Genomic DNA, 19,709 nt, shown 5'->3' with positions numbered 1-19,709 from the left:
TAAAAGGTATAAACGATATGGCGAAGGAGATATTCGGATGAGAGATACGTTACCGCAGGATCATAGCCTGGATAGCAGTCTTGATCTCATGACCGAGGGATACTCGTTCATTATGAACCGGGTCAAGCGCTATAATACTAACCTGTTTGAAGGCCGTCTGCTCGGGGAGCGTGTAATCTACATGCACGGGCACGATGCCGCCAGACTATTCTACGATACGGATAAATTCCAGCGAAAAGGAGCTGCTCCCAAGCGCATTCAGAAGTCCCTGTTCGGTGTCAATGCGATTCAAACGATGGACGGCGGGTCACATCTTCATCGCAAGCTCCTGTTCATGTCTTTGTTGACGCCCAGCCACCAGCACAGGCTGGCTGAGCTTGTATCCGAGCAGTGGCTTGCATCAGCGGCGCAGTGGGAACGGGAAGACAGCATCATGCTGTTTGAGGAAGCCAAGGCGCTGTTATGCCAGGTGGCGTGCGGCTGGGCCGGTGTTCCGCTGCCGGAAGAGGAGGTTCGGGCGCGCGCAGAGGACTTCTATGATATGGTCGATGCCTTCGGCGCTGTCGGCCCCCGGCACTGGAAAGGAAGACGTGCACGAACGAAGACCGAAGCATGGATCCGGAAGATGATCGAGGACGTGCGGGCCGGGCATCTCCAGGTGGATCGCGAGTCAGCCCTGGGGCGCATCGCGTATTATCGGGATGAGCACGATCAGCCGCTGGATGACCATATGGCCGCGATCGAGCTGATCAACATCCTGCGTCCAATCGTGGCCATCGCCACCTTCATCACCTTCTCTGCCCTGGCTTTGTATGAATATCCTGTCTGGAGAGACAAGCTCGCGTCCGGCGGCCCTGAGGAACTTGAGATGTTTGCTCAGGAGGTGCGGCGCTATTATCCCTTTGCCCCTTTCCTCGGGGCCAGGGTGAAGCAGGATTTCGTCTGGAAGGACGTGGCGTTCGAGGAAGGCCGGCTCGTGCTCCTTGATATCTACGGCATGCATCATGACCCGGAAATTTGGGAACAACCGGATGTATTTGATCCGGAACGGTTTCGGAACGGGAATGAAGACCCTTACCGCCTGATTCCTCAAGGCGGAGGCGATCCGGCCCAAGGGCATCGCTGTCCCGGCGAAGGGGTCACGGTTGAAGTGATGAAAGCCAGCCTGGATTTTCTGGTAAACCGGATCGAGTATGACTTGCCTGAGCAGGATTTGAGCTATCCGTTAAACCGGATGCCAACGTTCCCGGGCAGCGGATTCATCATGAACAACATCCGGCTTCGCCGCCCCCGCTAACCTGCCCTGCGGATTGTCGGCTGATGTACAGGCTCCAGGTAGCTGCGGAAGGCTGCTTGGTTTTGCTGCACACCCGGCTGCAGGCAGGGCCGGGCTGGGAGGATTACGGACAATAGACCGGCATAGAACTAGAACCAGCTGCCTATGGCTCAGCACAGTGGAGAGCCATATCTGCACCGTGCGCAGAGTGTCTCTGTGGGCACGTGCCAGGTCGGCAGGTCGGGCATGCCTACATGCTTGCAGGGCCGGACCCGATGCCGCGCGCTGAAAGCACGCGGGCCGAAGGGATGAGCTGTAACCAAAAAAGAGCGCTCATGGTGCCGAAAACTCGCGGTATGCACCCATGAACGCTCTTTTATTGTATCCGGATAACAAAATCCGTTCCTTACAAGTCCCCAAACGTTTCCCGGGAAATGCCTACTCAGCCGCGATGAACTGATACAGCTCCTCCACCTTCTCCTCCGTCAAGGAGCCGCTATTGTCGAATACCTTGATCGCCGACTCGGGAATGTCCCAGCTAATCTCAGGCACAAAATCGACCCGTTTCTTGAAATCATCCCAATGGTCCAGCTTCCACTGGTCACGCTCGGTCTGACGGTCAATGATCCGCTCCTTCTGCAGGTCCATATCCTTCAGCGTCACGACGATGACTTTGACATCCACTTCGTTCTTGGTCAGGCCGGCGGATGTGATGACCTCTTCGATCCAGGCGCGGTTTTTGAGCTCGGCCGTAAACGGCGAGATCATGAATACATTCTGTCCGGCATTCAAATTCTCGATGCAAATGTCTTTGGTCGTATCGTACTCCAGATCGCGCAGATGCTCCTTGTAAAAGGAGGAGTCGCGGTCATTCGGGTCAAGCCCGTTGCTCTCCAGAAACTTCTCCACGAAACGTCCGCCTACCGTATCCCGATCCAGAAAGGCCGCTGGAATTCGGGCCGCCAGTTTTTTGGCTACCGTTGTTTTGCCTGTACCTGCCACTCCTACAAAAAATACCAGCTTCTGCAATGTAGTATCCCTCCGTTTTCTCAATGCCATGCTTCGTCAAACTTCACCAATTCACAAGCTCATGCTTCGCTTCCAAGGAAATCAGCTGTTGCGCTCGGCCCGGTACCGCGTTTCCAGCACCAGCTCGTCCAGCGCGGCATTCAGCCGCTCCACAAGCACCTCATCCATATCGAAACCGCCCTGCTCCGTCCGCGCTACCTGTGCGTCTACCGCATACACACCGCCCAGTATGTGCCGGGCTCCCATTGACGAAAGCACCGGCTTCAGGGAATAGTCAATGGACAAGAGATGTGCGAGGCTGCCGCCGATAAACAGGGGAAGCACGATTTTGCCGGCCAATCCCTTCTGCGGGATCAGATCAAGGAACGTCTTGAGCACGCCGGTGAACGAGGCTTTATATACCGGACTGGCCACAATGACCGCATCGGCTTCGGCTACGAGACCGTTCGCTTTCACAATCGACTCGCTCTCAAATTTGGTATGTATCAAATCTTCAGCCGGCAGGCCGGATACGTCGATCCGTTCCACCTCGAAACCGGCATTCGTCAGCATCTGCTCACTGTGCGCCATCACCGCCGTCAAACGTGAACCGGGTGTGGGACTTCCGTTAATGATGACCGCTTTTGCCATCTTCATCACCTCTGTTTTCATAAGAATTCTAGAAAAAAAGACCTTACATTCATCCTGCAAAGTCCCTGTATCCGCGTCTAACAACATGGTTAATTCATAGAAATCTTGTCAGATTTATTTCATCGTATCAATCTGCCGCGGCAATTGTCAATACAAACCGGGCGCCTGCGCGCCCCTTCCTTACGGACATATCCGGCTGTGCGCTGTTCTTAGAGTCCCCTGTCCCCTTGCCGATGAACAGGCAGTCAGCCCTCCGCATCTACCCAGTTTCTCCACGGGAGAAGCGGCACCCTCTGCTGGGCGAATGCATAGAGATAAAGCATCACCAGGAACGTTCACCGTCCTAGATCATCAAGGAGGAATTATGAAAAATCCGATCCCTTATTACGGCAGCAAAACGGTCTGTGAAGAGCAGCCGATCGCTTTTCCGCCCCAGCATCAGGATTGTCAGCCTGGGCTAGAAAGCCTGATGACCCCGCGTCCCCTCTACGAGGACCCGAATTATTACGGCAGCTGCAAGCTCGAAGGGAAGGTCGCGATTGTCACCGGGGGCGACAGCGGCATCGGACGGGCAACGGCCATCGCATTTGCCAAGGAGGGCGCCGATCTGGTCATTCCGTATCTGTACGAGACATCGGACGCGGAGGAAACGAAGCGCCGCATTGAACAGCTCGGCAGACGCTGCCTGATCATCAAGACTGATCTGCGCTACAAAAAAAACTGCTTCGAGGTGGTGCAACTGACGCTGCGAGAGTTCGGCCGGCTGAACGTGCTCGTGAACAATCATGCCGTACAGTACGTCCAGAACAGCATTCTGGACATTACGGAGGAGCAGCTGCATCATACGTACCAGACGAATATTTTTCCGTTCTTCTTCATGATTCAAGCGGCGCTGCCGCATATGAAATCCGGGGATTCGATCATTAACGTCTCATCCATCACCGCCTATGAAGGCCATGAGAGATTGATCGATTATGCCTCCACGAAAGGCGCGATCGTTACGCTCACTCGCTCGCTTGCCCACTCGCTTGCCGGACAGGGCATTCGCGTAAACACCGTAGCGCCAGGACCGATCTGGACGCCGCTTATTCCCGCCAGCTTTCCGGCGGAGGATGTGGCCGTGTTCGGTACGGAGACCCCGATGAAGCGTGCGGGGCAGCCTTATGAGCTGGCTCCGGCTTTCGTTTACCTGGCGTCAGCGATCGATTCCTCCTACGTTACCGGCCAGACCTTGCATGTGAATGGAGGCAATATGGTCACCTCCTAATGACGCCCATAGGAGAGCTGACCGCTCAGCAAAAGCAGAGGGTGAAGGACTTATGAACTTCGAACATCAACGACGGCCACAACGCGCCAGCCGGATGGATGTCGGCGCCTATGCGTTAAGCAAGCTTGCAGGGGCAGGTGCCCTCCTCATGCTGCTCACCGCATTTTTCTGGCTGCTGCCGCTAGGAAAGAACGAACTGCTCGCCGCGCTCGGCGTATCCGGCATTCCGCTTGAGCATATAGTGTACGGTTATGCCATGACGGCCTCCCTCGTCGCAGACGCGATCACCTCCCTGCTCCGCATCCGAAGCCGAGCATCCCAGGCAGCGCTGTACGCAGCATGCGGCCTGCTGTTCTTCGGCGGCTTCATGGCAGGCAGTTCGCCGGAGCTATGGCTGCGGGCTGCGACAGGAGCCCTGCTGCTGCTCGGCATGCGGTGGGGGAAGGAGCTGTTCTCGAAGCCAACGCTGTGGGTTCCTTTTTTTGCGCTGATTGTGCCGCTGGTTTGCGTGGTCTTGTATTAAAGCTTGTCGCGAGGCCTTCTTCGGGGGGCAGGGACACGAGGCACACGAGGCATATGAGGTATATGAGACACATAAGACACACGAAGCACACGAGGCATATGAGACACATAAGACACAAGAGGCGCATGGGCACAGCAAATAAGCCCCGCCTGCCATGCTTCAAGCATAGCACCGGGGCAATTCTCGAGATTTGAGTTGTCGCGGGTTCTCTTCGTTCGCATCGGATTCGTGTCAGCCACCTCCGTTTAAACGACCGATCATGCAGTGTGCTGCAGGCAGCCGGGACCGGCTGCCGGGCAGCTCCTTAAGGACACGAACGCCGATCATGCCTTGCTAACAGGATCAATGGATCATAAAAATAACACAGACCGCGGATAAAAAGGATAGCGTGGACGCTCTGCTCAGTAACCTGGCATGCTGCGGAACGTTCTTCCGAAGATTCACGTTCACGATGCTATGCAGATAGAAGAACAGGGAAGCACCCACCACCCAAACGAGCAGGCTAAAGGCCCCTCCGTCCCCTAAGTGGATCATATGAAAGAGCAGGGCTGAGAAGTAGTACCACAGAAAGGCAAAACCAATGCCGGAGGCCAAGGCGACGGTAAATTTGCACTTCATCATATCCCCTCCCACGAATTCCATTTATATACACATCATACGATCTCATGAACTCAATATCAAACAGGCAAACGATCTACCGGCAAAATGATTCATACTGTCCCTGAGATAAGCTCAGGGAACAGGCATATGCGTCTACACCTGGCTTCATGCCATGAGCAGCCCTGCCACTAATGCTTCGGCCAACGCCTATAGCATGCGCTATGCGTTTGCCACGGACATGCACCCCCTAGACATGCGTTATGGGCGTGTCTCGTGGACAGGTCCCCTTGGACATGCGCTATGGGCGTGTGCCATGGACATGCGCTCCTAGACACGCGCTACGGGCATGTGCCATGGCCATGGACTCCTAGTCACGCGCTACGGGCGTGTGCCACGGACATCCACTCCTAGACATGCGCTATGAGCGTGTGCCTGCACCATGGACCAGGGCGGCCCCTGTATGAAGTGCCACAGCTGCCAGCAGACGGCAAGGAGCCGTAAGCGGCCAAAGCCGCCTACAGCTCCTCAATGATGTCGCTGGCGATGACGGCGGCAGGATGCCCCCGGCGGAGCCCGGCGCGCTCTCCGGCCAGGCCGTGGAGCCATACGCCGAGCGCTGCCGCTGCCCCCGCGCTATATCCCTGGGCCAGCAGCCCGGCGATAATGCCGGTAAGCACATCACCGGAGCCCCCGGTGGCCATGCCGGGATGACCTGTGGTATTGATGTAGGCCGAGCCGTCCGGCAGGGCAACCACGGTGCGGGCCCCCTTGAGGACCAGCGTTACTCCTTGCGCAGCCGCATACCGCGTCGCACAGGCGATGCGATCCCGCTGCACCTCGGCCGTGGACAGGCCGGCCAGCCGCGCCATCTCGCCCGGATGCGGCGTCAGGACCGTGCCCGCCGCGCGCCGGGGCCAGGCATGCGCGTCCTCGGCTGCAGCCAGCATGTTGAGCGCATCCGCGTCGATGACAAGCGGGCCCTGCCACTCTTCCCATATGCGGCGCAGCCAGCGTGTATCGCCATCGAAGCGTCCCATCCCGGGGCCGACCGCCAGCACATCCCTGCTGCCCGCGAGCTCGAGAATCCGGTCTGCAGCGGATTCATTCCAGTATCCGCCGTCGGCGTTCGCATCCGCCTCGTCCGTGCCCGGCGCCAGCATCAGCTCGGGAGAGGCTCCTGCCAGCGGCAGCACCAGGGCCTCAGGCACCGCCCAGGTCACAAGCCCGCTGCCTGCGCGCAGCGCCGCCCGGGTGCATAGAAGGCCCGCGCCGCTCATCGTGCGGCTCCCGGCCACCGCAAGCACATGCCCATAGGTGCCTTTATGGCCCTCGGGCTGGCGCGGGCGCGCCGGGTCGGCCCCGAGTTCGCTCCGCAGCACCTCCGGCGTCAGCAGATGCGTGCTGACGCCCTGCTCGCGGCCGAGCGAACGGGGGATGCCGATGGCACGCAGGACGACCCGGCCGGCGGCCTCCGCGCCGGGGTACTGCACGAGGCCTCGCTTCAGAAGCGCGAGGCATACCGTCACCGCCGCCCGGATGCAGGGCTCGTGCAGCGCGCCGGTATCGGCGTCCAGTCCGCTCGGAATGTCCGCGGACACAATCGGCAGGCCGCTATCATTCGCGGCCTGAATGAGCGCGGCGTAAGCGCCGCGGGGCGCGCCAGCCGCGCCCGTGCCCAGCAGCGCGTCCACGATGCCGGTGAACGCGCCCATGTCCACGGCGTCCGCGCCGTGGACCCGAGCCGGGATGCCGAGCGCTGCCGCGGCATCCCGCTGGAGCGCCGCCGCCCCCGCCAATGCGGATGGCTCGGCGGCGAACAGCAGCGTGACGCGCACGCCGGCGTCACGCAGGTGCCGGGCGGCGACCAGACCGTCGCCGCCGTTGTTGCCCTTGCCGACCAGGATGAGCCAATGCTCATCCTCGGCCAGCGCGGGGTCAAGAAGCGCATCGTCCTCCACCGGAAAGCCCATCCGATACTGCGCTTCGTATGTATCCCTCTGTAGGCGTAGGCGTGCCTGCGCCTCGCTGTACGCGGAGGAATGCGCAGCTTCCTGCGGAGGGGACCAGCCCGGACGCGCAGCGGTTGGAACAGGCGCTGGCTGATCCGTGCGCGCATCCGCTGCGAATGCACTCGCTCCATTGACGAGGGCGCGGCGGACACTGGCTCCGCCGCACCGCATCTCGCGGCACAGCTTCAGCACCTCCTCGGCAATCGCTTTTCCCGCGCTCTCCATTAATGCCACCGCAGGGATGCCCAATCGGTCGATGGTATAGGCATCCAATGCTCTCATCTCTTCTGACGTCACTACATACATGAAGGCCCTCTCCTTTCCTTCATTCCATTCAAGCTCCAGCGAGCCCCTGACTAGTATGCCACTGTGAACCGTGCCCGGATAAACTGCGGATCCTCCAGCTCATCCAGCATCGCTACCGCGTAGTCTTCCGCCGAAATCCGGCTCTCTCCGCTCTCATCGGTCACCAGGCGATCCATGCCGATCCGGAAGAAACCCGTGCGCTTCCCAGGCTCGATAATCGCAGCCGGGCTAAGATAGGTCCAGTCCAGATCCGCTTCCTTATAGATATTGTAAGCATCGGCATGCGCTCTGGCGAGCGTCCGAATCTCCTCCGGAAAACCGGCGGTCTCCATCAGCGGAACGCCCTCATCGGTCAGCAGGCTTCCTGCGCCTCCCACGATCAGCAGCCGGTTCACTCCGCCGCGGCGGGTGCCTTCCACAATCGTGCGGGCAGCGGCCACCAGCTCCTCCTCCCTTCCGAACAGGGGCCCGAACGCGCTGATCACCGCATCATGCCCCTGGATCGCCTGCTCCAATGAAGCCGGGTCCATCACATCCGCCTGATGTGTGTTCAGCTTGTCATGCTCAAATTCCAGCTGCTCCGGATTCCGGGATATCGCCGTCACTTCATGCCCGCGCCGCAGCGCTTCCTGGGCAATCCGGGTTCCAATCGTTCCTGTCGCTCCAATCAATGCAATCTTCATATAGTTAAGCTCCTTTTCATCTCTGGATATAAAACCTGAAACCAGACCATTACTATACCATTTTCGATGCTATGAGGTTATTTTCTTTTTGCCACAAAAATCAGGCTCATATCGGAAATCCGTGTATGACTTCCAGCAGTGCATGACTCCGAAGTATGCCTCTCGGGAATTGGAGCAGACTTTCGATCGCTCTTGCCCCCAGATTTCTTCTGTCCTTCATTCACCACCTCATCGGTTGAAATCAGGGACAAAGGCGCGGGCTTTACTTCGTTTTGCTCCATTTTGCTCCATCAACTCCCTGTCCTCTATTCGCTTCAAATCCGTTGGTAATATCAAGCACTGCTCATTAGTGTAAGCCAAACATGATCCTTCTTATTACTTATCCCACTCACGCATAATAAAAACCTGCTATGATTCTCATTTTTTAGAAATAACAGGTACTACAGACCCATGCCAAAACCATCCAATTCCTTCATTATTATATATAGACAAGTGCTTATTCGCGAAAAACACAACGTCATACCCTTGTATCAAGTCGTAATTATGTCGAATCAAGTCACCTCACGTCAAAAATAGGTCCTCGCCCTTAGCCCGGCTGCACTATGCCTGGTCCAGTTTTTTATCGTGTGTATGACTCCACTTATTATAACGGTTAAAGGAGATCACCAAGTCAATGCTAAGCAGCACATTCCGCATCGTTGCCCTCTGTCTTATGAACTGTCTTTATTTGGTCAGCAGCCCGGTTCAGACGTTCATGCACGCGCCCGCCGAAACCATGACTACTGTAAAATCCGTCGATACCGAGTCCTACACCAGGGCCACCTGGCTGTGGAACACTGACATCATCCGGGAACAGAGGGAAGAGATCTTGTCCTTCGCGGCAAGTCAGCAGATCCATGTGATCTACTTGCAGATGAACCCGGACATCCGCCGGGAATACTATCACCAGTTTATCCGCGAAGCCGGCAAGCATGGCATCGAGGTGCACGTCCTGAATGGCGCGCCCGCCTGGGCATTAACCTCCGAGCGTCCGAAGCTTTCATATTTTATGGACTGGGTTGCCGATTATCAGGTGACAGCCGCGCCGGAGGAGCGATTTACCGGTATCCATGTCGATATTGAACCCCATGTATTGAAGGAATGGACAACCAGCTACGATTCGCTGATCAAACAGTGGCAATCCAACGTGCAGTATTTGGTGGACCGCGCCGGCAAGCTGGATTTGCCGATCACGGCCGACATCCCGTTCTGGCTGCATAAATATAGCGTGCCCGGTGAATCCGTCACCGTCAGCCGATGGATGATGGACAAGTTCGACGAAGTAGCGATCATGGCCTACCGCGATCAGGCCGACAACATATACAGCGTCGCTGCCCCCGAGCTGAAGGAAGCCGACGCTGCCGGTGTCCGGGCCATCGTTGCCATTGAGACCAAGGAAAGCTCCGAAGGCGCCTTCATTACCTTCCACGAGGAAGGCATCGAGTATATGGAAGAGCAGCTGGAGATTGTGGAGTCGCTTGCCAGCCAGCATCCATCGTATACCGGCATCGCCATTCACGAATACCGCTCGCTTAAGCAGCTTGCGGAGCGATAATGATCTCAGCACAGACCGCATCCCCTCAGGCTGCCAACAGAAGCAGAAGCACATACACAGCCGTTAGCAGCAGCCTGTGGGTCGGTGCGCTTTTCAAGTGGAATTCCATCCTTCCCTCATCCTTTCCTGAGCCTTGAATTGCCTGCATCTTGAATTTTTCCCTTAATCAACATTATTTCCCTTAAGCAAAAATGGTGACAGCGCTCAGCACGGTTGCAAGCCCATTTTTCCCTGTCGCTTGAAATCCCTTCCTTCTTGTGCAATAGTTGAAGATAGAACACTGAAGGAGGGATTCCGCTTGTCCCTTACGGATTGGATAGCGCGTACGTTCGGTTCCATGGAAGGGCTGGTGGCTGTTCTTCTGGCTGCCGCCATCTTCATTGGCTTATACATATACAGCGCCTCCCGGCTCCATCAGGCACGCCTGGAGGCGATTGATCGCATTCGGCAATCCCTGAGCCTGTACACAAGGCTCGCCGGAGCCCTTGACGACCGCATGAATGGCGGGAGCTCAGGACCGCTTGTGAACGAAAGTCTGACTGCTCTCGTGCAGGAGTGTAAGGCTGCTGACCGGCTCACCATCGATTTGCAGGAGCATCTGGATACCTTCCTGCGCGACCAGGATGAATCCCGGCTCGGGATGCTGCACCGCGCGCTTGAGCGGGAGATGAACCGGCTGATCGAGGAGCGCACTGAAATCATCCGCCGGGTAGAAAGCCCCGGCTGGGGAATGGGGCTGTGGCTGCTGCTGAAGCCGGCTGTTCCTGCCATCGCCCTGGGGGCTGCCATCGTCTGGACAGCCGAAATGGTCATTCGGCTGCGCGAGCCTTCGGCATGGCTGATGCCCGAGGTATGGAGTCTGTGGCTCACGAGCATGATCGCCACGGTGTCCTTCTACCGGCTGCTGATGGACGGCAAGCGCAAATCAAGTGGCATCATCATCCATATGCTTCATCTGCTCATTGCAGCCGCTGCCCTGCCGGGCTGGATCTGGCTGGAGGCCGCGCCTTACGTCCTGATCCTCCAGCTGCTCCTGTATCTGGCCGGCTTCCGGTTTACCGCGAAACGCCGGCGGCGCGAGCGTCCTTATGCCGGCCATCCGGACATGATGAAGCAGCTTCCGGCCGCTCCGGAGGCTGCGGCCATCAATGAAGCGGCTTCCCCTGAGCCAGGTCCGAACACCCGCAGCTGACACACGGGCTGCTTCGCGCCGCCTGCCTGGACAGCTTATGGAACGAACACAGCGGAATTCACATCAAAAAGAAGCACTTCCCGGGTTGATGAGATCATTCCATCGCCCATCTAGGGAAGTGCTTCTATGTCGTTCTCTGTGCAGTCACCGCAATATTCGTCTATCTTGATCCCGCTCTTCGCTGCTGTTGCTGAGCTGCTCGGGACCCGCCTTGGTTTTTCCCTGTACCAGAGGCTGTATTCTCAAAACGTTTGCGTTCTGTACGCTCCATCTGCACGATCTGACCCTCATGCACGACAATCTGCAGCGAACCGAATTCCATGTCATTCAGAAGACCTGCAATGCGTTCCAGCCACGTGTCATCCACCTTCAAAGGTTTAGCCATGGATACCGCCTCCTCACCGGGCATAGGTAGGCCCATATGTTCTTATCTGTTCCGGGAGAATTGGCTCCTCCCGTCTATTCATCCTTTTCCAACCAGTATAGTATGAATTAACATTAGCATGGAATAAAAAGCACTGTCAATGTGCATTTTTTCGCGTCAGCAAATTTTTAATGAGCAGCGTGGCCAGCGCTAATAACAGAAGCAGCGAAGCGACTGCAAACGATGCCGAAAACTGATATTCATTATATAAAATCTCCACATGCAGCGGCAGTGTATTGGTCTCTCCGCGAATATGGCCCGAGACGACGGAGACCGCCCCGAACTCGCCCATCGCCCTGGCATTACACAATATAATGCCGTACAGCAAGCCCCAGCGAATGCTTGGCAGCGTCACTTTCCAGAACACCTGCCAGCCGCTCGCCCCAAGCGTGACGGCCGCTTCCTCATCCTGGGTGCCCTGCTCCTCCATTAACGGAATCAGCTCCTTGGCTACAAACGGGAAGGTGACAAACAGCGTGGCCAGCACGATGCCCGGAACTGCAAAGATGATCTTGATATCATGCGCCTCCAGCCAGGGACCAAACCAGCCCTGACGCCCGAATACGAGCACGAAGATCAGGCCGCCGATCACCGGAGAGATTGCAAACGGAAGATCGATCAGCGTGGTGAGCAGCTTCTTGCCCTTGAATTGGAATTTGGTAATCGTCCACGCTGCCATGACGCCAAACACCGTGTTCAGCGGCACGGTTATTGCCGCAACCAGCAGTGTTAGACGAAGGGCGGCACGGGCATCCGGATCGCTTAACGCCGCCCAGTAGACATCGATGCCTCTCTTCAACGCTTCGGACAGCACCGTAACCAATGGAAGCACGATCAGCCACAGCAGCACGAGGCCTGCCAAGCCGACCAGGCTCCATTTGACCCACGGCTTCTCCACCGCTGCCGGTGAGGCCGGCGCCACAACCGACGAAGTGGCTCTGCCAGGTACAGTTCCAGCCATGTTCCTCCTCCTCTCCTTCGGCTACCGGGCGGTCTTACGCGCCCAATGTTGAAGTATGTTAATGCCGAGCAGCAGCAGAAAGGAGATGAGCAGCAAGAGCAGCGCACCGCGGTAGCTCCGGCATAGTCAAACTGCTCCAGCTTGGACATGATCAATAGCGGTGCGATCTCGGTCTTCATCGGCATATTGCCGGAGATGAAGACAACGGAGCCGTACTCCCCGATCCCGCGGGCAAAAGCAAGCGCAAACCCGGTCAGCAGCGAAGGCACCAGCGTCGGCAGAATGACAGCGCGGAACGTGCGCCAGCGGCCGGCACCGAGCGTAGCCGCTGCCTCTTCGACATCCCGCTCCGCGTCCTGCAGCACCGGCTGCACCGTGCGCACCACGAACGGAATGCCGATGAACATCAGGGCGATCGTGATCCCCAGAGGCGTAAATGCCGCCTTGATGCCAAGCGGGGCAAGCAGCGAGCCGATCCACCCGTTCGCAGAGTATATCGCGGTGAGCGCGACCCCGGCCACGGCGGTCGGGAGCGCAAACGGCAAATCAATGAGCGCGTCCCACAGCCGCTTGCCCGGAAAATCGTACCGCACAAGCACCCAGGCCAGAAGAAGGCCGAGCACGGTGTTCACCCCTGCGGCAATCGCAGCTGTGCCCAGGCTGATCCGATACGACGCCAGCACCCGGGGATCTGTAGCCACGCTCCAGAACTTATCCCAAGTCAGCCCTGTTTTATTCAGCAGCAGCGCCGATAGCGGGACCAACACCACCAGACTCATATAAAAAACCGTGAACCCCATCCCAATTCCAAATCCGGGCAGCACCCGCCGTGCCGCCCTGTTGTTCTGCTTGTTGGCTACCGCCATCATTCTTCATCCTCCCTGCCTTCGGAGTGCCCCTCCGATCAGCTGCCCGGCACGTAAATCTGGTCGAAAATACCGCCATCATTAAAATGCTTGTTCTGGGTTTCCTCCCATGTGCCAAAAACATCTCTCAGCGTAAACAGCTCAATCGCCGGGAACTGCTCCTGGTATTTCTCGCTTACGCTGTCCAGCGTCGGGCGGTAATAGTTATCGGCTGCAATCGTCTGCCCTTCCTCGCTGTACAAATAGTTCAGATAGGCTTCCGCGACTTCCCTCGTGCCGCGCTTATCCACCACTTTATCTACAATCGCCACCGGCGGCTCCGCCAAAATGCTGACCGACGGATTCACAATCTCGAATTTGTCGGGGCCAAGCTCGTGAATGGACAGGTACGCCTCATTCTCCCAAGCCAGCAGCACATCGCCGATCTCCCGCTCGACAAACGTCGTTGTCGCCCCGCGTGCACCGCTATCCAGCACCGGCACATGGGTGAACAGCTCCTTGACAAACTCCTGCGCTTTCGCCTCGTCATTGCCGTTGGCCTTGAGCGCATACCCCCATGCCGCCAGGTAGTTCCAGCGCGCGCCGCCGGATGTCTTCGGATTCGGCGTAATGACTTCGACCCCATCCTGAACCAGGTCGGGCCAATCCTGAATGTTCTTCGGATTGCCTTTGCGCACCAGGAATACGATGGTGGACGTGTATGGAGAACTGTTATGCTCAAACTCCTCTTCCCAGCCTTCCTCAATCAATCCAGCCTCGCGGATGGCGTCGATATCATAACCGAGCGCGAGTGTCACCACATCCGCTTCGAGGCCATCAATGACCGAGCGGCTTTGTTTACCCGACCCGCCATGAGACTGCTTGAAGGTCACCTTCTGTCCTTGGGCCTGCTCCCAATAAGCGGCAAAGGCCTTATTGTACTGATCATATAGCTCCCGGGTCGGATCATAGGAAACATTGAGCAGCTCTACGCTCTCCTTGCTCTCCTTGCTCTCCGAATCGGCGGGAGAAGCGCTGCCCGATGGACTTGCGGACGAACCCGTTGTCTGTGATCCGCAAGCGACCAGCGTCAGTGCCATCACCGCAGCCAGACCTGTCAGAACCCCTGTTTTTATCCTCTTTTTCATATCCATATCCCTTCCCCACTTGTTCTTCTGGTCTTCACTAAACAGGCAGGAGTACGAAAAAAAGACAGAGAAAGCCCGGAGAATGAGGTCAAACCGGACGCATCCGTGTCTGCTTCATCCTTCGAGCGTTCCTCCGTCTGTACGGTTAGAACGAATCTTATAATTCCTACCTGTTTAGTAAGTTATATAGGCTATTGTAAAAGAGGTTGTTGCTGCTGTCAAACCTTTTTTTCAAAATAAAGGCAGCCGGTCCCAAGGTGCTTCCAGGGAACCATTTTATAGCTGAAACCCAAGGCTGCGTATGGATTTCCATATCCTGATGGTTGTACACCACTGTTTCCATCTTTATAATTCAACCCGAAAGGAGAGGATCAACATACGCAGTTTGAATGGGACAACGTTGTTGAAGCAGACTTGTACACGAACATTCATCACTTCTTTAGTGGTCATCATGCTGGCATTCCTTCCTGGGTTTGCCCAGAAGGCGGAGGCAGCTCCTTTGCTCAAGTCTGGCAGCACCGGCGGTGATGTATGGGACTTGCAGTATCGCTTGAGAACGCTCGATTTCTACACGCAGCCTCTGGATGGACAATACGGCCCGAATACGGCAGCCGCCGTCGCCCGTTTCCAGAAGGAGTATGGGCTCAGCCCTGACGGAGTTGCCGGACCGCTGACCTGGAGGCAGCTGAAAAAATATACGCTCAATCAACCGGAAATGGACATTATGGCCCGCGTCATCTACAGCGAAGCGCGCGGAGAGCCTTACACCGGCCAAGTCGCCGTCGGCGCGGTGGTCATGAACCGCATTCAGTCAAGCGAGTTCCCGAACAACATCCGGGACGTGGTGTTCCAGCCGCGGGCTTTCACAGCGGTGGACGACGGCCAATACTGGCTGACGCCCAACGAGACAGCCTACCGCGCCGCCCTGGAAGCGGTGAAGGGCTGGGACCCGACCTACGAATCCTTGTATTACTTCAATCCGGATACGGCCACCAGCGCATGGATATGGACCAGACCGCAGGTAGTCAAGATCGGCAAGCATATTTTCGCCCATTAACGGATGACGTCCATCGAGACTCAGCTTCTTCTGAATGTAGACGCGCCAAATGAGATGCAGGAGATCCCCAAGGATCTCCTCGTCCGTTGAAGCATCGCCTGTCTTCGTATTCGATTCCATGTTACGGATCGATGGACGCCGGATTGGCCCGAACGGTTAATGAACAGAGCAAAAAGCATCCGCAGCTTAAAGCCGCAGATGCTTTTTTTTAATATGTGGATAAGGTGTGGATTTCTCTTGCTTAGGCCTTTTCAATAGGACAGATGCAGACCGGACGCTTCACCTCCAGCGTGAAGCCGGTGGCAACCAGATTGCCTGTATCCGGGTCTATGCGGTAGCTGGCAATCACATCGCTGTCCTGATTGGCCGAGAGCAGAAAGCCGCCCGGCAGGATTTGAAAGTGACGCGGTGTTTTGCCGCCGGAAGATACCCAGTTCACCGGGCGCAGCTGACCGCTCGCTTCATCGATGACATACTGAACGATGCTGTCATGCCCCCGGTTTGAAGCATACACATAGCGTCCGCATGGGGATACCACAATATGGGAGGATGTATTGTCATCCACGGACGCATCCGCCGGAAGCGTCGCGCTATGCTGAAGCAGTTTCAAATCTCCGAACGTGCTGTCATACGCATAAGCGGCGACCGTGCTGTTCAGCTCATTCGTGCCGTACATCCATTGTCCCGACGGATGAAAGGCTGTATGCCGCGGACCTGATCCAGGCGGCAGACTGATCTTCTTATGCGTAACCAGCTTGCCTTCCTCGAGCCGGTACAGATTGATTTCATCCATCCCGAGGTCGCTGACGAGCACGTACTGGCGGTCCGGCGTCTCGTGCGACGAATGCGGATGCGCCTCGGACTGGCGGTCATCCCGAAGGCTGCGCCCGACATGGCGAACTTTCGAGACCACCTCTCCGACCCTGCCGTCATCCTCGATTGATAGCGCTGCAATATGCCCGTCGGTATATCCCGTCACGAACATCCGCTTGCCATCCCTCGAACGCGAGACATGACAGGCCCCCGACACACCTGCCGGAGTGCGGTTCAGCTCAGTCAGTTCACCGGTCTCCGGATTTACAGAGTAAGCCACCGCTTCGCTGACACCGATCTCGCTGATGGCATACAACACGGAGGACGCCTCATTGAAATCAAGAAATGTGGCGTTTTCGATGCCTGCCGTGCCGCCCAGCAGCCGAAGTTCGCCGGTGTTTCGGTCCATCGCTCCCCAATGTATTCCGTTTTCGTCCCTGGAACCGTAGGTTCCTATGTAGAAAATAACTTCGTCCCGCATATCCACCCGCTCCTTTTATTGTGAATCTTAACTTAACTTCATGCGCCTTCAGGTATCTTTTACCCGGTCCGCTCCCTTCATTAAACATAGGCCTTGCATCGGAGCCCCATCCTATCGCAGACTCCGATTGGAAGTTTTTCTCTATTCTACATCGGATTCGACGAGAATCACAGGGTTCGCCATCGATTGGTGAAAGCTTGTTCCCTTGCCAGGTCTACTTTCCGCTTGTACCACATACATCATAGTAGCACCCCTAGGAAGGAGGCTTTCGATTGGGCATTCAATTGATCAAAATTGCAGCGGTATATTTTTTCATCGGCATTCTGCTCGGGATGTACATGTCCATCAACCATACTTACAATTACTCCTCTATTCACGCGCATGTGAATCTGCTCGGCTGGGCGTCGCTCGGGCTTGCGGGCGTCATCTACCATCTGTTTCCGGCTGCAGGCGAGTCGATCTTTGGCAAGGTCCACTTTTGGCTGCACAATATCGGTCTGCCGCTGATGATGACAGGATTGTTCCTGCTCGTACACGGCTATGAAGCCGTGGAGCCGGTCATCGCCGCCGGCGGCATTCTGGTCACATTGGGTGTGCTGTCGTTCCTGTACACCGTGTTCACCAATATCGGGACGCGGCACGATAAGTAATTCACCGAACCGGCATGAAACGGGCCCTGACCTCATCATCCTGGATTGGACAAGAACGTCAGGTCCCATGTACGCGGGTAATGGGCCGAGGCTGCGGACTGACCGTTTGCCGCCGATTGCTCCCCGCAATGATCATAACAGGGAGCGACTCCGTCCCGATTCCTTCTTATTGCAGGGGAATTTCTATAGCCTTCTCGATCGCTCCGGGATAGCTGCTCAGCTCAAATGTCAGCGGCTGCGGATAAGCCTGCGGCTTCAGGTAGATGTATTGGCGGATGATCTTGGCCCCCGCGTCCATGGAGGAGGTTGTCCGGGACCCGGCCTCTTCCCTTGGCGTATGCCGCCGCCCCTCTCCATCTACAAACTCAGGCTCGAAGGACACGCTGCCGAAAAGTCTCTCGTCCTCCTCACGATACTCCAGCACCAGCACATGATCCTCGTAGCTGCCAAACTGCATGCCACCGTCGGGCGAATGAATGACCTCTCCCTTCTCCGTATCCACAACAACTTGCATGGTCGAGGGATCCACAGCCAGCAGTCCCCCTGCTTTCAAAGTAAGGGATTCCGGCTGATCCAGTATGTTGCTGTCAAAAAAGTATGTCATTTGGCCGTCTTCCCCTGGTAAAAAGGCTCCCCGACTGGCAAGCCGTGCCACCTCTCCGTCTATAACCGATTCCACATAAGGCTCCACCAATCCGGTTACCTTCATCGTATTGCTGTTAGGCACAGTGGCTTTCACCACAATGCCCGCAGGGGATAATATCGCTTGCTCCACATCATATCGTTGCCCCTCTATCTCCAGCATCTGGTTTAGCGGGGTGACAGTCGTAAATTGACTTGAAATGCCCAGGTCCAAGGAAATATCGACATCAAGACGTATTTCATTCTCGGCTTCCGTGGCATGGGCAATGTTCGTTGAATATGGGGCCACGGCGAAGGAGACCGTAATTTCATCCGCCAGCTGGCTTGCATTCTCCAGACGGATATCCAGCCATGAGCGGTGCACGCTCTGATCTGGCTCCGCGTAGGGGGACATTACGGAAAAAGACTCCAGCGGGATGTCCGATCCCGTGCGCTCAATATCCGTCCGCAGAAGCTTCATAGGCTGACCCGAGTGATTCTCCAGCGTATAAAATATGACCAATTGCTGAGAGCCGACTAACACGCCGTTGATATTAGCCGTATAATCACCCTCGGATACGGACTGATGGACCGGCTGAATCAGCCCATGTGCGTTCGCAGCGTTCAGCGTAACATCCTCGCCAAAATCAAACCCTGTAAGCGGCGGGTACGGCCCTTCGATAGACTGCGCACGCTGCGGGACCAGGCTCTCCCAGCTCCATCCCATCATGATCAGGACCAATGCGCATGCGCCTGCCAGGGCAAAGAGACCTTGACGGCGTCGCTTCGTTCGTTGACGGCCTTGGCGAATACCGCTTCGGATGGCCGTATCCAAGGCGTCATCCGGGGTGGTCTCTGCTTGCGCTTTGTCAGCTGCATCCCTGCCCATCTCCCTCAGCCATCGTTCCTCGCGCTCAAACATCGAACAGCACCCCTTTCGATTCGATTTTTTGCCTCAGCAGCTTGAGCCCCTGATGCAGTCTTGTTTTGACTGTCCCTTCCGGACAGTCCAATATTTTAGAAATTTCAGGCACCGTCATATCCTCATAATATTTAAGAATCAGGACATGGCGATATTTCGGCTTCATCCGGCGGAGGGCCTGCTCCAGATCCAGCTTGCTGTCGCTTACCATTTCTGCCGCCCCTTCCCTGCGGCTGATGTCCTCAACCGGAATCATTCGTTTCCTTCGCTTCTGCTCATCGACACAGCAGTTGATCAGAATACGAATCAGCCACGGTACGAACGCCTCCGGCGCTTTAAGCTTTCCGCGCTTCATCCACGCCCGGCAGACCGTCTCCTGCAGCACGTCCAGCGCATCGCTTTCATTGTGCAAATAGCTCCAGGCTATGGTATACAAGCGCCGCCTGTGAAGCGATACCAGGGCATAGAATGCCTCCTCGTCCCCTTTGCATGCCGCATGAGCCAGCTCGATTTCCTCCATTCCAGCTTTCCTTCCCCTCATTCATTTCTGCCTAGAAGATAACGCAACACTACCATTAAAGACGGGGGAGAGCCACCAATCGTTTTTTTATTTTTTCGGCTCAAGGTCCGATATCATCAGCCGCTTGCCTCGAGCCAATCAATCATGACCACCCGTCC

Annotated in this window: 18 protein-coding genes and 1 pseudogene; 7 read left to right on the top strand and 12 right to left on the bottom strand. The window is 56.5% G+C overall.

Features of this window, described 5'->3' with window-relative positions; translation table 11 throughout:
* Window positions 1–37 precede the first annotated feature (37 nt).
* Complete coding sequence (gene cypC / locus CHH67_RS14480) at window positions 38–1,297, top strand: CYP152 family fatty-acid peroxygenase CypC (RefSeq protein WP_095265907.1); 1,260 nt, start codon at window positions 38–40, stop codon at window positions 1,295–1,297.
* Window positions 1,298–1,714: 417 nt separating this feature from the next.
* Here cypC and CHH67_RS14475 read toward each other — a convergent pair whose 3' ends face one another.
* Window positions 1,715–2,305, bottom strand: coding sequence for a P-loop nucleotide/nucleoside kinase family protein (locus CHH67_RS14475; protein WP_095265906.1), 591 nt, complete (start codon window positions 2,303–2,305; stop codon window positions 1,715–1,717).
* 81 nt (window positions 2,306–2,386) lie between these two features.
* Entirely contained in the window at window positions 2,387–2,935 is a 549-nt protein-coding gene (gene ssuE / locus CHH67_RS14470; RefSeq protein WP_095266043.1) for an NADPH-dependent FMN reductase, read from the bottom strand.
* Between the two features lie 364 nt (window positions 2,936–3,299).
* On the opposite strand from ssuE, the gene CHH67_RS14465 reads away from it, so the two are divergent.
* Window positions 3,300–4,202 (top strand): SDR family oxidoreductase, encoded by a 903-nt coding sequence (locus CHH67_RS14465; protein WP_095265905.1) that lies wholly within the window; start codon window positions 3,300–3,302, stop codon window positions 4,200–4,202.
* Between the two features lie 52 nt (window positions 4,203–4,254).
* Window positions 4,255–4,725, top strand: coding sequence for a hypothetical protein (locus CHH67_RS14460; RefSeq protein WP_095265904.1), 471 nt, complete (start codon window positions 4,255–4,257; stop codon window positions 4,723–4,725).
* A 342-nt stretch (window positions 4,726–5,067) separates the two neighbouring features.
* Here the strand turns inward: CHH67_RS14460 and CHH67_RS14455 are convergent, their stop codons facing one another.
* From CHH67_RS14455 to CHH67_RS14445, 3 genes are all read right to left on the bottom strand, one after another.
* Window positions 5,068–5,346: a hypothetical protein gene (locus tag CHH67_RS14455; protein WP_144029267.1), complete on the bottom strand. Its 279-nt coding sequence runs from the start codon at window positions 5,344–5,346 to the stop codon at window positions 5,068–5,070.
* A gap of 494 nt (window positions 5,347–5,840) precedes the next feature.
* Window positions 5,841–7,640, bottom strand: coding sequence for an NAD(P)H-hydrate dehydratase (locus tag CHH67_RS14450; protein ID WP_095265902.1), 1,800 nt, complete (start codon window positions 7,638–7,640; stop codon window positions 5,841–5,843).
* A 50-nt stretch (window positions 7,641–7,690) separates the two neighbouring features.
* Entirely contained in the window at window positions 7,691–8,323 is a 633-nt protein-coding gene (locus CHH67_RS14445; protein WP_095265901.1) for an NAD(P)-dependent oxidoreductase, read from the bottom strand.
* Window positions 8,324–8,996: 673 nt separating this feature from the next.
* On the opposite strand from CHH67_RS14445, the gene CHH67_RS14440 reads away from it, so the two are divergent.
* Together CHH67_RS14440 and CHH67_RS14435 are read left to right on the top strand one after the other, a co-directional pair.
* The gene (locus CHH67_RS14440) at window positions 8,997–9,917 is read left to right on the top strand and encodes a hypothetical protein (RefSeq protein ID WP_095265900.1); all 921 of its coding nucleotides are present in this window, start codon (window positions 8,997–8,999) and stop codon (window positions 9,915–9,917) included.
* Between the two features lie 298 nt (window positions 9,918–10,215).
* Window positions 10,216–11,109, top strand: coding sequence for a hypothetical protein (locus tag CHH67_RS14435; RefSeq protein WP_095265899.1), 894 nt, complete (start codon window positions 10,216–10,218; stop codon window positions 11,107–11,109).
* 160 nt (window positions 11,110–11,269) lie between these two features.
* Here CHH67_RS14435 and CHH67_RS14430 read toward each other — a convergent pair whose 3' ends face one another.
* The 4 genes and pseudogenes from CHH67_RS14430 to CHH67_RS14415 all read right to left on the bottom strand — a co-directional run bounded on the left by CHH67_RS14430 (window position 11,270) and on the right by CHH67_RS14415 (window position 14,487).
* The gene (locus CHH67_RS14430; RefSeq protein ID WP_095265898.1) at window positions 11,270–11,494 is read right to left on the bottom strand and encodes a YezD family protein; all 225 of its coding nucleotides are present in this window, start codon (window positions 11,492–11,494) and stop codon (window positions 11,270–11,272) included.
* Window positions 11,495–11,630: 136 nt separating this feature from the next.
* Window positions 11,631–12,494, bottom strand: a complete 864-nt coding sequence (gene cysW / locus CHH67_RS14425; protein WP_095265897.1) for a sulfate ABC transporter permease subunit CysW — start codon at window positions 12,492–12,494, stop codon at window positions 11,631–11,633.
* A gap of 21 nt (window positions 12,495–12,515) precedes the next feature.
* Window positions 12,516–13,360 (bottom strand): annotated as a pseudogene (gene cysT / locus CHH67_RS14420) (sulfate ABC transporter permease subunit CysT).
* Window positions 13,361–13,398: 38 nt separating this feature from the next.
* Window positions 13,399–14,487, bottom strand: a complete 1,089-nt coding sequence (locus CHH67_RS14415) for a sulfate ABC transporter substrate-binding protein (protein ID WP_095266042.1) — start codon at window positions 14,485–14,487, stop codon at window positions 13,399–13,401.
* A gap of 451 nt (window positions 14,488–14,938) precedes the next feature.
* Between CHH67_RS14415 and sleB the strand changes: the two genes are divergently transcribed.
* A complete protein-coding gene (gene sleB, locus CHH67_RS14410) occupies window positions 14,939–15,544 on the top strand; it encodes a spore cortex-lytic enzyme (RefSeq protein WP_230875614.1) in 606 nt (201 codons plus the stop codon).
* 241 nt (window positions 15,545–15,785) lie between these two features.
* Here sleB and CHH67_RS14405 read toward each other — a convergent pair whose 3' ends face one another.
* Window positions 15,786–16,838: a lactonase family protein gene (locus CHH67_RS14405; RefSeq protein ID WP_095265896.1), complete on the bottom strand. Its 1,053-nt coding sequence runs from the start codon at window positions 16,836–16,838 to the stop codon at window positions 15,786–15,788.
* A gap of 272 nt (window positions 16,839–17,110) precedes the next feature.
* Between CHH67_RS14405 and CHH67_RS14400 the strand changes: the two genes are divergently transcribed.
* Window positions 17,111–17,488 (top strand): cytochrome-c oxidase, encoded by a 378-nt coding sequence (locus tag CHH67_RS14400; RefSeq protein WP_095265895.1) that lies wholly within the window; start codon window positions 17,111–17,113, stop codon window positions 17,486–17,488.
* Between the two features lie 166 nt (window positions 17,489–17,654).
* Here the strand turns inward: CHH67_RS14400 and CHH67_RS14395 are convergent, their stop codons facing one another.
* Together CHH67_RS14395 and CHH67_RS14390 are read right to left on the bottom strand one after the other, a co-directional pair.
* Complete coding sequence (locus CHH67_RS14395) at window positions 17,655–19,031, bottom strand: DUF4179 domain-containing protein (RefSeq protein WP_095265894.1); 1,377 nt, start codon at window positions 19,029–19,031, stop codon at window positions 17,655–17,657.
* Entirely contained in the window at window positions 19,024–19,572 is a 549-nt protein-coding gene (locus CHH67_RS14390) for a sigma-70 family RNA polymerase sigma factor (RefSeq protein ID WP_425320446.1), read from the bottom strand. Before CHH67_RS14390 ends, CHH67_RS14395 begins: the two co-directional genes overlap by 8 nt.
* Window positions 19,573–19,709 lie beyond the last annotated feature (137 nt).

Source organism: Paenibacillus campinasensis, assembly GCF_002272015.1.
GTDB lineage: Bacteria > Bacillota > Bacilli > Paenibacillales > Paenibacillaceae > Paenibacillus_AQ > Paenibacillus_AQ campinasensis.
Note: the sequence above shows the minus strand (reverse complement) of the source record. Positions and strands in the feature narration are given on the sequence as shown.

Excerpts from the sequence above, each read along its gene's own strand:
- CHH67_RS14405 (WP_095265896.1), bottom strand. The coding sequence starts at position 16,838 with ATGCGGGACGAAGTTATTTTCTACATAGGAACCTACGGTTCCAGGGAC.
- cypC (WP_095265907.1), top strand. The coding sequence starts at position 38 with ATGAGAGATACGTTACCGCAGGATCATAGCCTGGATAGCAGTCTTGAT.
- CHH67_RS14460 (WP_095265904.1), top strand. The coding sequence starts at position 4,255 with ATGAACTTCGAACATCAACGACGGCCACAACGCGCCAGCCGGATGGAT.
- CHH67_RS14445 (WP_095265901.1), bottom strand. The coding sequence starts at position 8,323 with ATGAAGATTGCATTGATTGGAGCGACAGGAACGATTGGAACCCGGATT.
- CHH67_RS14430 (WP_095265898.1), bottom strand. The coding sequence starts at position 11,494 with ATGGCTAAACCTTTGAAGGTGGATGACACGTGGCTGGAACGCATTGCA.
- ssuE (WP_095266043.1), bottom strand. The coding sequence starts at position 2,935 with ATGGCAAAAGCGGTCATCATTAACGGAAGTCCCACACCCGGTTCACGT.
- CHH67_RS14455 (WP_144029267.1), bottom strand. The coding sequence starts at position 5,346 with ATGATGAAGTGCAAATTTACCGTCGCCTTGGCCTCCGGCATTGGTTTT.
- sleB (WP_230875614.1), top strand. The coding sequence starts at position 14,939 with ATGCTGGCATTCCTTCCTGGGTTTGCCCAGAAGGCGGAGGCAGCTCCT.
- cysW (WP_095265897.1), bottom strand. The coding sequence starts at position 12,494 with ATGGCTGGAACTGTACCTGGCAGAGCCACTTCGTCGGTTGTGGCGCCG.
- CHH67_RS14395 (WP_095265894.1), bottom strand. The coding sequence starts at position 19,031 with ATGTTTGAGCGCGAGGAACGATGGCTGAGGGAGATGGGCAGGGATGCA.
- CHH67_RS14450 (WP_095265902.1), bottom strand. The coding sequence starts at position 7,640 with ATGTATGTAGTGACGTCAGAAGAGATGAGAGCATTGGATGCCTATACC.
- CHH67_RS14415 (WP_095266042.1), bottom strand. The coding sequence starts at position 14,487 with ATGAAAAAGAGGATAAAAACAGGGGTTCTGACAGGTCTGGCTGCGGTG.
- CHH67_RS14390 (WP_425320446.1), bottom strand. The coding sequence starts at position 19,572 with ATGAGGGGAAGGAAAGCTGGAATGGAGGAAATCGAGCTGGCTCATGCG.
- CHH67_RS14465 (WP_095265905.1), top strand. The coding sequence starts at position 3,300 with ATGAAAAATCCGATCCCTTATTACGGCAGCAAAACGGTCTGTGAAGAG.
- CHH67_RS14440 (WP_095265900.1), top strand. The coding sequence starts at position 8,997 with ATGCTAAGCAGCACATTCCGCATCGTTGCCCTCTGTCTTATGAACTGT.